Annotated in this window: 12 protein-coding genes; 10 read left to right on the plus strand and 2 right to left on the minus strand. The window is 68.1% G+C overall.

Annotated elements, in window-relative coordinates; all coding sequences use genetic code 11:
- Nucleotides 1–8: 8 nt before the first annotated feature.
- The gene (locus BIZ42_RS11525) at nucleotides 9–1,613 is read right to left on the minus strand and encodes an EAL domain-containing protein (protein WP_070426521.1); all 1,605 of its coding nucleotides are present in this window, start codon (nucleotides 1,611–1,613) and stop codon (nucleotides 9–11) included.
- Between the two features lie 236 nt (nucleotides 1,614–1,849).
- On the opposite strand from BIZ42_RS11525, the gene cycA reads away from it, so the two are divergent.
- The 3 genes from cycA (at nucleotide 1,850) to BIZ42_RS11540 (ending at nucleotide 6,393) form a co-directional block, all read left to right on the plus strand.
- Entirely contained in the window at nucleotides 1,850–3,229 is a 1,380-nt protein-coding gene (gene cycA, locus BIZ42_RS11530) for a D-serine/D-alanine/glycine transporter (protein ID WP_070426522.1), read from the plus strand.
- A gap of 104 nt (nucleotides 3,230–3,333) precedes the next feature.
- Nucleotides 3,334–4,107, plus strand: a complete 774-nt coding sequence (locus tag BIZ42_RS11535; RefSeq protein ID WP_070426523.1) for a lytic transglycosylase domain-containing protein — start codon at nucleotides 3,334–3,336, stop codon at nucleotides 4,105–4,107.
- Between the two features lie 246 nt (nucleotides 4,108–4,353).
- A complete protein-coding gene (locus BIZ42_RS11540) occupies nucleotides 4,354–6,393 on the plus strand; it encodes an SMP-30/gluconolactonase/LRE family protein (RefSeq protein ID WP_335743730.1) in 2,040 nt (679 codons plus the stop codon).
- A 6-nt stretch (nucleotides 6,394–6,399) separates the two neighbouring features.
- Here BIZ42_RS11540 and BIZ42_RS11545 read toward each other — a convergent pair whose 3' ends face one another.
- Nucleotides 6,400–6,774 (minus strand): YciI family protein, encoded by a 375-nt coding sequence (locus BIZ42_RS11545; RefSeq protein WP_019185729.1) that lies wholly within the window; start codon nucleotides 6,772–6,774, stop codon nucleotides 6,400–6,402.
- 187 nt (nucleotides 6,775–6,961) lie between these two features.
- On the opposite strand from BIZ42_RS11545, the gene BIZ42_RS11550 reads away from it, so the two are divergent.
- The 7 genes from BIZ42_RS11550 (at nucleotide 6,962) to BIZ42_RS11580 (ending at nucleotide 13,607) form a co-directional block, all read left to right on the plus strand.
- Nucleotides 6,962–7,381 (plus strand): YciI family protein, encoded by a 420-nt coding sequence (locus BIZ42_RS11550; protein ID WP_019185730.1) that lies wholly within the window; start codon nucleotides 6,962–6,964, stop codon nucleotides 7,379–7,381.
- Nucleotides 7,382–7,408: 27 nt separating this feature from the next.
- Entirely contained in the window at nucleotides 7,409–7,831 is a 423-nt protein-coding gene (locus BIZ42_RS11555; RefSeq protein ID WP_070426525.1) for a VOC family protein, read from the plus strand.
- 27 nt (nucleotides 7,832–7,858) lie between these two features.
- A complete protein-coding gene (locus BIZ42_RS11560; RefSeq protein ID WP_070426526.1) occupies nucleotides 7,859–8,269 on the plus strand; it encodes a VOC family protein in 411 nt (136 codons plus the stop codon).
- Between the two features lie 55 nt (nucleotides 8,270–8,324).
- Nucleotides 8,325–9,578, plus strand: a complete 1,254-nt coding sequence (locus tag BIZ42_RS11565) for a sigma-70 family RNA polymerase sigma factor (RefSeq protein WP_070427520.1) — start codon at nucleotides 8,325–8,327, stop codon at nucleotides 9,576–9,578.
- A 69-nt stretch (nucleotides 9,579–9,647) separates the two neighbouring features.
- Nucleotides 9,648–11,297 (plus strand): M28 family metallopeptidase, encoded by a 1,650-nt coding sequence (locus BIZ42_RS11570; protein ID WP_046272899.1) that lies wholly within the window; start codon nucleotides 9,648–9,650, stop codon nucleotides 11,295–11,297.
- Between the two features lie 287 nt (nucleotides 11,298–11,584).
- Nucleotides 11,585–12,844 (plus strand): histidine kinase, encoded by a 1,260-nt coding sequence (locus BIZ42_RS11575; protein WP_070426527.1) that lies wholly within the window; start codon nucleotides 11,585–11,587, stop codon nucleotides 12,842–12,844.
- On the plus strand, nucleotides 12,834–13,607 hold the full coding sequence (locus BIZ42_RS11580; protein ID WP_019185736.1) for a LytTR family DNA-binding domain-containing protein: 774 nt from the start codon (nucleotides 12,834–12,836) through the stop codon (nucleotides 13,605–13,607). The genes BIZ42_RS11575 and BIZ42_RS11580 overlap by 11 nt, the downstream gene beginning before the upstream one ends.
- Nucleotides 13,608–13,620: the final 13 nt, after the last annotated feature.

Raw genomic sequence — 13,620 nt, forward strand, 5'->3', positions numbered from 1 at the left:
GCGCCGGCTCAGGCCACGGCATCGCTGTTGGGGTTCTGCATGTTTTCGCGTGCCTGGCCGTACTGCTGCTTGCGCTGCTGGTGGAAGGCCATGAATTCGGCCGGGGCCAGCGCCTTGGAGAACAGCCAGCCCTGCCCGAACTCCACCTGGCGCGCCTGCAGATAGGCCAGCTGCGCCGGGGTTTCCACGCCTTCGGCCACGGTGAACAGGCCAAGGGTCTTGGCCATGTCGATGATGTGCGAGGTGACCGGGCTGGTCGCGCTGTCGGTGCCGATCGCATCGATGAAGGATTTGTCGATCTTCAATGCATCCAGCGGCAGCTGCTGCAGGTACTGCAGGCTGGAGTAACCGACACCGAAATCATCGATCGCCACGCAGTGCCCCAGCCGCCGCGCATTGGCCAGGCTGGTGCGGGCGCGGCGGACGTCGATGAAGCCACGCTCGGTGGCCTCCAGCCAGATCTGCTGCGGGTGGATGCCGGTGCCGTGCAACTTGCTGGAGAGCACCTTCAGCGCGCGGCCGCTGCTGACATCCTCGGCGGCCAGGTTGATCGCGATGTGGGCGGTGCGGTCCTGCACCAGCAGCTCGCGCATGTCGGTGATCACATGGTCGATGACCTGGTCGGTCAGCGCTTCGATCAGGCCGGCCTCTTCGGCCAGCGGAATGAACAGGTCCGGCCGCACCAGCGTGCCGTCGGCACGGCGCCAGCGCACCAGCGATTCGGCGCCCACGCAGATGCCGGTGTCCAGTTCGATGATGGGCTGGTAGTGCATGAAGAACTCACGCCGGCGCACCGCCGTGGCCAGCTCGCCTCGCAGCGACAGCCGGCGCCGCGACAGCCACACTACGCCGCCGATCATCGCCAGCGCGCCGAGCACGCCCAACGGGATGAACTGCCCGATCTGGTGGCGGAACGCGGCGACCAGATCGGTCCGCGGCGCCATGGCGATCGCCAGCCACTCCTGGTCCTGCGCGCTGGCATACAGCGTCTGGCCTTCCAGGCCGCTGGCCGGTTCACGCAGCAGGCGCTGCAGCAAAGCCTCGTCGGGGATGTCCTGCTGGGCGATCAGGCGCCCATCGGGGCTGGCCACCGCCAGGCGCACGTTCGGGTCGACGATCACGTCGACCAGCCGGGCCGGGTCCATGAGGATGTCGTAGCGTCCCAGTTGCAGGGCCAGCAGCGGTTGCTGGGGAGTGCCTGCCAGCGGCCGCACGTCCAGGGTGATGCCCGCGCCTTCGGCGGTGACATAGGCCGGCGGGCGCTGGATGATCTGCGCGTCCATCGGGCCCCAGGACGTGCAGGCCAGCCGGCCGTTCTCGAAATAGCCCACCTGTTCGGCCGAGTGGGTGCGTATCACCAGGCTGCGCATCAGCTGCAGGTGCTCGGGCGAGCACGGTGCCAACGTGCTCTGGTTGAGCTCGCGCAGGGTGGCCAGCGCCGTCTCGTAGGCGCGGTGCGCGCGCTGCAGGGTGCGCTCGGCGGTGGTCTGCAGCCGCACCTGCTCGGATTCGCTGGCGCGGCTCCAGGTGAAATAGAACACGGTGGCGATCGGCACCAGGGCGCCGAGCAGGGCAAGCACTACGGTGGCGGCAATGATCCTGGCGCGGTTCAAGCAGACCTCGATGCCCTGGCGGAGCCCTATATGACCATCAGCGGGCAGGGATTGGAACCATCCGGCGGGGGCGCCATCGCCCTGCCGGCATCACGCGCGGTGGAGCGAGGTGAATCCGTCACGTCATCGCCCCGGGCAGTGCCCGGCCACGGCCCCCGCGAACGGCCCGATGGCGACTGGCGCAACGCCTCGCGGAGGTCTATGTTCGGACGCTTCGCCCCTGCCGACGCTGCCCCATGACCGATCCTGCCGTCCCGCCGGAACACCTCCGGCGCAGCCTCTCCAACCGCCACCTGCAGCTGATCGCCATCGGCGGTGCCATCGGCACCGGTCTGTTCATGGGCTCGGGCAAGACCATCAGCCTGGCCGGTCCGTCCATCGTGCTGGTGTACCTGATCATCGGCGCGATGCTGTTCTTCGTCATGCGCGCGATGGGCGAGCTGCTGCTTTCCAACCTGCAGTACAAATCCTTCATCGATTTTTCCACCGACCTGCTCGGGCCGTGGGCCGGGTTCTTCTGCGGGTGGACGTACTGGTTCTGCTGGATCATCACCGCCATCGCCGATGTGATCGCCATCGCCGCGTATGCGCAGTTCTGGTTCCCCGAGCTGGCACCGTGGATACCGGCGCTGCTGTGCGTGATCCTGCTGCTCAGCCTCAACCTGGTCACGGTGAAGCTGTTCGGTGAAATGGAATTCTGGTTCGCGCTGATCAAGATCATCGCCATCTGCGCGCTGATCATCACCGGCTTCGGGCTGGTCGCCTGGGGGTTCACCGCCCCCTCCGGGCACGTGGCGTCGTTCTCCAACCTGTGGAACGACGGTGGCGTGTTCCCGATGGGCATGGCCGGTTTCTTCGCCGGCTTCCAGATCGCGGTGTTCGCCTTCGTCGGCATCGAACTGGTCGGTACCACCGCGGCCGAAACCGCTGATCCGGAGCGCAATCTGCCCAAGGCGATCAACTCGATCCCGGTACGCATCCTGGTGTTCTACGTGCTGGCGCTGATCGCGATCATGGCCGTCACCCCATGGCGTGAGGTGGTGCCCGGCAAGAGCCCCTTCGTGGAACTGTTCGTACTGGCCGGCATTCCCGCCGCGGCCAGCCTGATCAACTTCGTGGTGCTGACCTCGGCCACGTCGTCGGCCAACAGCGGCATCTTCTCGACCAGCCGGATGATGTATGGCCTGGCCGAAGAGGGGCACGCACCGAGCGCGTTCCGGCGCCTGTCGCGCGCGGCAGTGCCGGCGCTGGGGCTGGTGTTCTCCTGCGTGTGCCTGCTGCTGGGCGCGATGCTGATCTATCTGATCCCGAACCTGGTGACCGCGTTCACCCTGGTCACCACGCTGGCCGCGGTGTTGTTCATGTTCGTGTGGTCGTTGATCCTGTGCTCGTACATCGTCTACCGCCGCAAGCGCCCGCACCTGCACGCCGTCTCGGCGTTCAAGATGCCCGGTGGCGTGCTGATGTGCGGGGTGTGCCTGGCCTTCTTCGCCTTCGTGCTGGTGCTGCTGACCCTGCAGCCGGACACGCTGTACGCGCTGGCGATCAGCCCGCTGTGGTTCGCCCTGCTCGGCCTGGGCTACGCCGGCAAGCGGCTGCTGGCCCGCCGCCACTGAGTCAGCGCCGGGCCTGCCAGCGCGGCAGGCCCGGTATTCACCTTCGGTTCGCGCCCCCGGCCGGATGATCGCGCCGCACCCTTCCGTGCCCCGATCCGAGCTCGATGAATCCGACCCTGCCTGCCGCGTTGGCCCTGTTGTCGTTGCTGCTGCCTGGCCTGGCATCGGCGCGCACGGTCTATCGCTGCGTGCAGAGCAACACGGTCAGCCTGGCCACGGCACCCGAGCCCGGCTCCAGGTGCACCCCGCAGCAGATCGACGACAACGCCGTGCAGACCCCCAACCTGTGGGGCAACATGGGCGTCTTCAGCGGCACCCTGTACGAACGTGAGCAGGACGGTGCACTGGTCTACTCGACCCGCAACCTGCCGGGCTCGCGGGTGTTCCTGAAATTCACCGTGGCCACCCCACCGGGCGAACCCGCGCACGAGGGCCTGGGCAAGGTCGGCACGCCGCAGTTGAACCGGCATGCCAAGCAGTTCAAGGCGGCGGCCAAGGCCACCGGCGTGGACGATGCCTGGCTGCGTGCGATCGCGCATGCCGAGAGCGGTTTCGATGCCGGCGCGATCTCACCCAAGGGCGCGCAGGGCGTGATGCAGCTGATGCCCGATACCGCCACCGAGTACGGCGTGGCCGATCCGCTCTCGGCCGAGCAGTCGATCAGCGGGGGCGCGCGCTACATGAAGGCGTTGTTGCGCCGGTACAAAGGCGACCGCGTGCTGGCGGCCGCCGCGTACAACGCCGGGATCGGTGCGGTGACCCGCTACAAGGGCGTGCCGCCGTATGCGGAAACGCTGGCCTACGTGGAGAAGGTCAGCGCGCTGTATGTGCGCTATCGCGAGGCGATGGGGTTCAAGGTGGAGACGCCGGCGAAGTAGGCGCTGCTCCAGGGCGAAACGTCACGCGCTGTACCGCGCATGGGTCGCCACGCGGCCCACTGTGTTCACCGCCGCCTTGACCTCGGCACGCTGCGTGGGCGGCTGCCAGCGCGCGTGGACCATGAGCGCTCCCGGCGTGCAGGGTTTGCAGGCACGCCACGAGCGGCTAAGGTCGTGTCCCGAACAGCAGCAAGGACAGCGATGACGCGCGGACGATGGACGATGGTGGTGCTGATCGCCGCTCTGATGGCGGCGGCGCTGGTTTGGACCTTCCTGCGTGAACCGGCCGCGCCGGCACCGCCACCGGGCCCGGTGGCGACGGCCCTGGGCTGGACGCCGGCGATCAGCGTACTGGCCGGCGACGGCGTGGGCGGCAGTACGGAAGGCCCCGCAGCCCAGGCGCGCTTCGCCGATCCGTACGGCCTGGCCGTGGATGCACACGGCGTGGTCTACATCGCCGATGCCGGCGACAACAACCGCATCCGCCGCGTCCATCCCGACGGTCGCGTGGACACGCTGGCCGGGCAGGGCGAGGGTTGGCGCGATGGCGCCGCCCTGCAGGCGCAGTTCAACACGCCCTCCGGGATCGCACTGGATGCGGGCGGCAATGTCTATGTTGCCGATACCGGCAACCACGTGATCCGCCGCATCGCGGTGGATGGCACGGTAAGCACGCTGGCCGGTGATGGTCAGCGGGGGTTCGTCGATGGCCCGGCCGCCCAGGCGCGCTTCGATGGGCCGATGGGCGTGGCGGTGGATGCGGGCGGCCGCGTCTATGTGGCCGATACCTACAACGACCGCATCCGCGTCATCGAACCCGATGGGCGGGTGCACACCGTCGCCGGTGGCGAGCGTCCGGGCCTGGTCGATGGCATCGGTGCGGCCACCCGGCTGGATACGCCGGTGGCGCTGGCACTGGATCCGCACGCCAACCTGCTGATCGCCGATCTGTTCAACAACGCGATCCGCCAACTCGCCCCGGATGGCACGCTGGGCACCCGGGTCGCCGATGGCGGCCTGCTCAGCGGACCGATGGCGCTGGCGGTGACCCATGACGGGGTGATCTACGCCAGCGACATCAACGGCAAGGTGGTGCAGATCTCGGCCCAGGGCCATCAGCTGGCACTGGCCGGGGTACCGCCGCAGCCCCGCTTTGCGCGGCCCACCGCACTCGCGCTGGATGCCGAGGGCGGCCTCTATCTGGCCGATGCCGCCTCCTACCGCGTGCACCGGCTGCGTGCCCTCGGGCCGGGGCAGACGGCGCCGCCGGCGTTGATCGGCCCGGCACCGGAGGCCCCCTTGCCCGACACCGCCGGCCGGTGGCCCCTGGCTCCGCAGGACGGGTGGCACGAAGTGGTCGGCACGTTGGGTGAGGTGCGCGGGGACTTCAAAGGCGAGAGTCGGCACCATCTGCATGGCGGGTTCGATATCCGCGGCGATGTCGGCCAGCCGGTGTTGGCGATCGCCGATGGCAAAGTCGATACGCCGTTCGCGGCGTGGTCGGTCGGCGGCCAGGCCGAAGGCCTTTCGCTGGGCCGGCTCAAATACATCCATATGAAGGTTGGCCGCGATCCGCGCGATCGGCCGTTCGATGCGCGCTGGCAGCAGGTGTCCGGTGAGGACGGCAAGCTCGAACGCATCCGCGTGCGTCGCGGCACCCGGTTCGCCGCCGGCGAAGCCCTGGGCAGCATCAACCGGATGGCGCATGTCCACCTGAGCGTGGGCGCCAGTGGTTTCGAGCGCAATGCGGTGGCACTGGGCTTCACCGGTTACGCCGATACGTTCGCGCCGCGCATCACCGAGGTCGCCGTGCTGGACGACCTGGACCAGCTGGTCAAGGCGGGGGCCGACGGACGCGTCGCGATCCCGCGCCAAGGCCCGGGCGTGCAGATCGTGGTGGAGGCGTGGGACCAGGTGGACCGCAATCTGCCGCGGCGGCGGCTGGGCCTGTACCAGGTCGGCTACCAGGTCCTGGATGCGCAGGGCCAGCCGCTGGCCGGCTACGAGCAGCCGCGCTTCAACATCGTGTTCAACCGGATGCCGCGTGAAGACAGCGCCACCCGCGTGGCCTACGCACCGGACAGCGGCATCACCGTGCATGGCAGCGCGGTCACCCGGTTCCGCTACCTGGTCACCAACACGGTGCGCGATGGGTTGGTCGAGACCGGACGCTGGCAACCGGATGCACTGCCGGCCGGCGAATACATCCTGCGGGCCAGTGCGCGCGACTACAGCGGCAATGAGGCCATCGGCCCGCGCGATCTGAAGATCACGCTGTTGCCTTGAGCGGTGTCAGGCGCCGACGCGTACGCGTTCGGCGTCCATGTCGGCCAGCGGGCGTACCTCGATGCTGCCGAAGCGCGACCACGGGAACTGCTGGGCGATGCGCATCGCCTCGGCGTGGTCGGGCGCGTTGATCAGGTTGAAGCCGGCCAGCAGTTCGTGGGTTTCGGCGAACGGGCCATCGGTGATGCGGGTCTGGCCCTGGCGCACGCGCAGCGTGCGCGCGCTGTCCACCGGTTCCAGCTTCTGGGCGAGCACCAGGGTACCCTCGGCCTGCAGGCGGTCGGCGTGGTGCAGGCAGTCATGCATCAGGCGGTCGTATTCGTCGCCGGGCAGGGCCTGCAACAGGCCTTCGTCGATATAGATCAGCAGAAGAAATTGCATGGCCGGACCAGGGTGGGCGGGGAAACCGCATGATGCCCCAGCCCGCGGTCATGGCGTGTTGCAGCGCCGCAGCGCGGCCCTGTTCAGCGACGAAAAAATAGTTCGTCGTGCGTGTCGATTTCCATCCCCTTGGCACGTTGTATCCAGTGAACGGCCCGGGTTCCGGGCTGGCACACAGGAGCACCCCGTGAAAGTCATGGTACTGGTGAAGGCAACCGCCGCCACCGAGGCCGGTCAATTGCCGACCGAGCAGGAAATCCGCGCGATGGGCGCGTACAACGAGCAGTTGGTCCAGGCCGGGATCATGCTGGCCGGCGAGGGCCTGCACCCGACCTCGCGCGCCCGCCGCGTGGCCTTCGGCAGCGAGCCGCCGCGGGTGATCGATGGGCCGTTCGCCGAAACCCGCGAGCTGGTCTGCGGGTTCTGGCTGTGGCAGGTGCGCTCGCTGGACGAGGCCACCGAATGGCTCAAGCGCGCACCGTTCGCTGCCGGGGATGTGGTCGAGCTGCGGCCGATCCTCAGTGCCGAGGATTTCGGCGCGGCCTTCACTCCCGAATTGCAGGCGCAGGAACAGCGTCTGCGCGACCAGATCGGCACCGCCGATTGATTCCCCCCGCACCCCTGGAGCATTCCCATGAAATTGATTCCGTTCCTCGACTTCAACGGCAAGACCCATGACGCCATGGCCTTCTACGCGCAGGTGCTCGGCGGCAAGGTCACCTCTGAAATGAAGTACCGCGACATGCCGCCCATGGAAAGCCAGGAGGGCTGTGGCGAGATGCCGCCGGAGACACTGGACCACGTCGCGCACAGCCAAATGGAGGTTGGGTCGGCGATCCTGATGGCCGCCGATGGCCCGTCTTCCGACGGGCAGGGCAGTACCACGATCAACATCGATGTGGATTCGATCGAGGAGGCCGAGCGCGTGTTCAACGCGCTGGCCGACGGTGGCGAGATCAAGATGCCGATCACCGAAACCTTCTGGGCCCACCGTTGGGGTTTTCTGATCGACCGTTACGGCAAGCCGTGGATGGTCAACTGCATGAAGCAGCCCTGATTCTTTCGTTCAACAGGAACCATCCACATGACCAACGCTACGCAGCAGATGATCTTCGTGAACCTCCCGGTGCGCGACCTGGAGGCGTCCAAGACGTTCTTCGCCGCCCTGGGATACACCTTCAACCCGACCTTCACCGATGAGAACGCAGCCTGCATGATCATCAGCGACAGCATCTTCGTGATGTTGCTGGTGGAGACGTTCTTCGCGCAGTTCACGACCCAGCCGATCAGTGATGCGCGCCGCCAGACCGAGGTGATCACCTGCCTGTCGGCGCAGAGCCGCCAGGCGGTCGACGGGCTGGTGGACAAGGCGCTGAAGGCCGGTGCCCGCGAGCCGCAGCCGGCGCGCGATTACGGTTTCATGTACCAGCGGGGCTTCCAGGACCTGGATGGGCACCTGTGGGAGATCGCGCACATGGACGGCGAACCGGGGTGATGCCACGCCGCGGTGCGGCTTGTGCGCCGGCCGCACCGGTGCTCTGATCGGCCGCATGGATACGGCACTGACGCAACGACTGGAGACGATCTGGCGCATGGAGTCGCCAGTGGTGACCGCCCGCCTGACCCGCCTGCTCGGCGGCGATGTCGGCCGTGCCGAAGAGCTGGTCCAGGACACCTGGCTGGCCGCGCTGGAGCGCTGGCCCAGCCAGGGCGTGCCGGACAATCCCGGAGCGTGGCTGATGACCACTGCGCGCAACCGCGCCATCGATGTGCTGCGCCAGCACCAGCGCGTCGCCGGCCAGCACGCGCAGTACGGCAGCGCGCTGGAGCCGCTGCCATTGCCGGCGCCGGACGACAGCGACGCGCTGGAAGACGACATCGGCGATGACCTGCTGCGGCTCATGTTCGTCGCCTGTCATCCGGTGCTGGCCGCCGACGCGAGGGTGGCGCTGACCCTGCGCCTTCTCGGCGGCCTGACCACCGATGAGATCGCACGCGCATTCCTCGCGCCGGAGCCGACCATCGCCCAGCGCATCGTGCGCGCCAAACGCACGTTGGCACAGAAGCAGGTCCCGTTCGAAGTGCCGCGCCAGACAGCACTGCCGGAGCGCCTGGCCTCGGTGCTGGAGGTGGTCTACCTGATCTTCAACGAAGGCTATGCGGCCAGTGCCGGCGATGACTGGATGCGCCCGGCCCTGTGCGACGAAGCGCTGCGGCTGGGCCGCGTGCTCGCCAGTCGGTTGCCGACCTGGCCGCAGGTGCAGGGGCTGCTCGCCCTGATGGAACTGCAGGCCTCGCGCACCGCCGCCCGCACCGATGCCACCGGTACGCCGATCCTGTTGCCTGACCAGGACCGCACGCGCTGGGACTGGCTGCAGATCGCCCGTGGCCAGGCCGCGCTGCAGCAGGCGGTGGCGCTGGGCGGCGGTGACGATCCCTATGCGCTGCAGGCCGCCATCGCCGAGTGCCACGCACGCGCTCGCCGCGCCGACGACACCGACTGGGCGCGGATGACCGCGCTGTACGCACGGCTGGCACAGCGCCAGCCCTCGCCGGTGGTGGCGTTGAACCATGCGGTGGCGCTGTCGCGGGCCCAGGGCGCGGCGGCCGCATGGCCGTTGGTCGACGCACTCGGTGACGATGCGCGGCTGCGCGACTATGCGCCGCTGGCTGCGGTGCAGGGCGACCTGCTGGCCCAGCTGGGGCGGCACGCCGAAGCACGGGCGGCATTCCAGCGTGCGGCCGCGCTGACCGCCAATGCGCGTGAGAAGGCGATGCTGCTGGCCCGTGCGGCAGCCGTGTAGACCGGCACTGCACTGCGCGGCGGCTCTGGCCTACACTCGGGCGATTGTCGGTCAGTCATGAGGTGCAGCGTGAAGCGTGTGGTAATCAGCCTGTTGGCGTTGTCGGTGTCGTCGGCCTTGATGGCCGCCACCCCCAAATTCGATGGCGCGCGGATCTCCGCCGACGTCAAGGAACTGGCGTCGGACGCCTACGAAGGCCGCTCGCCGGCCACTGCCGGTGAAGAGAAGACCATCGCCTTCCTGAGCAAGCAGTTCGCAGCGGCGGGCCTGCAGCCGGGCGGCGACCTCAAGGACGGCAAGCGCCTGTGGACCCAGGCCGTGCCGCTGCTCAAGGGCGATATCGTCGGCACCCCGAGCCTGTCGTTGAGCAGCAAGGGCAAGCCCCAGACGCTGAGCCAGGGCAAGGAAATCGCCGTGCGCGCCGCGATGAACGGGGCCAGCGCGGTGGACATCAAGAACGCGCCGCTGGTCTTCCTCGGCTACGGCGTCAAGGCCGCCGAGCGCAACTGGGACGATTTCAAGGGCGTGGACCTGAAGGGCAAGATCGCCGTCGTGCTGATCAACGATCCGGATTTCGAAAGCGGCCAGGGCGACTTCGACGGCAAGGGCATGACCTACTACGGCCGCTGGACCTACAAGTACGAAGAGGGCGCGCGCCAGGGGGCCCTCGGCGTGCTGATCGTGCACGAGACCGCGCCGGCCTCGTACGGCTGGGCCACCGTGGCCGGCTCCAACACCAACACCATGTTCGATGTGGTCCGCGACAACCCGGCCGAGGCGCATCCGCTGCTGGAAGGCTGGATCCAGCGAGATCTGGCGGTGGAGCTGTTCAAGCGTTCGGGCCTGGATTTCGAGGCGCTCAAGAAGCAGGCGCAGACCCGTGATTTCAAGCCGGTGGAGCTGAAGGGCGAGACCTTCTCGGCCAAGTACGCGGTCAAGACCGAGGTGATCACCTCGCACAACGTGGCCGCGCGCCTGGAAGGCAGCAAGCATCCTGACGAGACGGTGATCTACAGCGCCCACTGGGACCACATCGGCGTGGGCAAGCCGGACGCGAACGGTGACACCATCTTCAACGGTGCGCTGGACAACGCCAGCGGCACCGCCTCGCTGATCGAACTGGCCCGTGGCTTCGCCAAGGGCAAGCGCCCGGAGCGGTCGGTGCTGTTCCTGGCCGTGACCGCCGAGGAAAAGGGCCTGCTGGGCTCGGAGTACTACGCCACCCACCCGCTGTACCCGCTGGGCAAGACCGTTGCGCTGATCAACATGGATGGCATGGCGCCCTTCAGCCCCTCGCGTGACTTCGGCATCTACGGCTCGGCCAAGCTGGAACTGCTGGACCAGCTCAAGGACGTCGCCAAGGGCTGGGACATCCGCTACACGCCGGACCCGAAGCCGGAAGCCGGCCTGTTCTTCCGCTCCGATCACTTCCCGTTCGCCAAGCGTGGCGTGCCGGCAGTGTCGTACTCGGCGGGCCAGGACTGGGTGGAGGGGGGCGTGGCGGCCGGCAAGGCTGCTTCGGATGACTACACCGCCAAGCGCTATCACCAGCAGGGCGACGAGTGGCAGCCGGACTGGACCTTCGCCGGTGCCTCGCGCGATCTGGAAGTGCTGTACACGCTGGGCAACCAGCTGGCCAACTCGCGCGCCTGGCCGAACTGGAGCGAAGACTCCCAGTTCCGCGCCCCGCGTGACGCCAGCGCCGCCGAGCGGAAATAAGACGCGTCCGGCCGGCATGCCGGCCGGACGCCCGCTGTAGAGCCACGCCATGCGTGGCTTCGCGGTCTCGAACCCAGACGTAGCGCCACGCCATGCGTGGCTTCGCGGTCTCGAACCCAGACGTAGAGCCACGCCATGCGTGGCTTCGCGGTTCCGGAAGAAAGCCAGCCACCCATGGGGTGGCTCTACACCGCTTCGTCCCCCCAAACCCTGCCTTCGTCGCATGCCGCTTGTTCCCGCTGGCGGCGGGGCTATGCTCGCCTCACTCCCTATGTGATGACGCCGCCGTGTTCGCCAGCCTCTCCCTGATCTTCCGCATTCTGTTGGCCTGGGCCGCCGCCATCGTGGTGGCGGGGTTCGTCTGGAGTGGCTTCTTCCACGGTATGGATGAAGGCCCCGGCTGGGTGTTCGGCCTGTTGGCCCTGTTCGTGATGGTGACCGCACTGGGCAGCTGCATCGCCCATATCCGCCGCGTGCAGCACGTCGCCGGGCGCCTGGACGCGGCCACCCTGTCCAGCCGCCAGCGCCGCCAGATCGAGGTGCCGATGGATGCCGGCCCGGCCTTTGCCCTGGTCGAGGCGGCCATCGCCGAGCTGCCACGCGTGGAAGACATCGAAAGTGCGCCCGGCAGCCTGCAGGTCCGTGCCTATGTGCGCCGCGTGGATATCTACAACGGCCGCCCACCGTCGCGCTGGAACCTGCCTGCGCGGCTGGCGATCAAGCGCAACAGCGTGCTCGCCACGGTCACGCCGGGGCAGGGCACCAGCAGCGTGACCCTGCTGTTCGAGCCCGATGCCGGGGTCTGGGCCGATCTGCTGGCGGTGGACGAAGGCAGCAACCATGAGAACGCCGAAGCGGTCGGCCGTGCGATCACCCGCCGGGTGGCCGAGCAGCGCCGCGACGAGCAGGCCGCCGCCGAGCAGACCGCGACCGAGAAGGAACTCTCGGTGGCCAAGCTCAACCTGCTGCACGCCCAGGTCGAGCCGCACTTCCTCTACAACACGCTGGCCAACGCGCAGGTGCTGACCCGGACCGATCCGCCGCGCGCCGACCAGATGCTCGGGCACCTGATCCAGTACCTGCGCAGCTCGCTGCCCAGCGTGGAGGAATCGATGTCGACCCTGGGCGTGGAGCTGGAGCGCACCCAGGCCTACCTGGAAATCCTCAAGATCCGCATGGGCGCCCGCTTGGCCCTGCAGGTGGACGTGCCCCCGGCCCTGCTCAGCCTGCCGCTGCCCTCGATGGCGCTGCAGACCCTGGTCGAGAACGCGATCAAACACGGCCTGGAACCCAAACCCGGCGGCGGCACGGTGTGGATCATCGCGCGCGCCTTCGAGGACCATGTCACCCTCACCGTGGCCGACGACGGCCTCGGGTTCGGGCAGGGCACCAGTGGTACCGGGATCGGCCTGAAGAACCTGCGCGAACGCCTGCGCCTGACCTGCGGTGAGCACGCTGGCGTGGCGATCGTGTCCAATTTCCCCACCGGCGTGGCAGCGACGATCACCCTGCCGCGCGATGCCCGCGAGGCGATCCATGCAGCTTGACGCCCTCATTGCCGAAGACGAAGACCTGCTGCGCCAGTCGCTGGTGGCACAGCTGCAGCGGTTGTGGCCGGAACTGCGGCTGGTGGCCGAATGCGAGGACGGCGCCAGTGCGCTGGAGCGCCTGGCCGAGCTGAAGCCGGACCTGGCCCTGCTCGACATCCGCATGCCCGGCATCACCGGTATCGAGGTGGCCCGCGCGCTGCCCGAGATCAGCCCGCGCACCCAGGTGGTGTTCGTCACCGCCTACGACCAGTACGCCATCGACGCGTTCGAGCAGGGCGCGATCGACTACCTGCTCAAGCCGGTCAGCGATGAGCGCCTGCTGGCCACGCGCGAGCGGATCCTGGCGCGCATGCAGTTGGGCCGCCCGGACAGCGGCATGCTCGAGCAGCTGCTGCAGCGCCTCGGCAATCAGCCCGCCGCCGCCTCAAGCGCACCGCCTTTGGCCTGGATCACCGCCAGCAACGGCCGCGACACGCAGCTGATCATGCTCGAAGATGTGATCTACTTCCGTGCGGACAGCAAATACACCACGGTGGTGACCGAGCAGGGCGAAAGCCTGCTGCGCACCTCGCTGCGTGAACTGCTGGATGCGCTCGATCCGCAACGTTTCCGCCAGATCCACCGCTCCACCATCGTGAACATGAAGGCGGTCGCCGCAGTCACCCGCGATGACACCGGCCGCGGCCAGCTGCGCTTGAAGCACCGCACCGAAGTGCTCAACGTCAGCCAGCCGTTCATGAGCCTGTTCCGCGGGATGTAACGCGCCTTTTTCT

It is taken from the genome of Stenotrophomonas sp. LM091, from assembly GCF_001806305.1.
GTDB classification, from domain to species: Bacteria; Pseudomonadota; Gammaproteobacteria; order Xanthomonadales; family Xanthomonadaceae; genus Stenotrophomonas; species Stenotrophomonas bentonitica_A.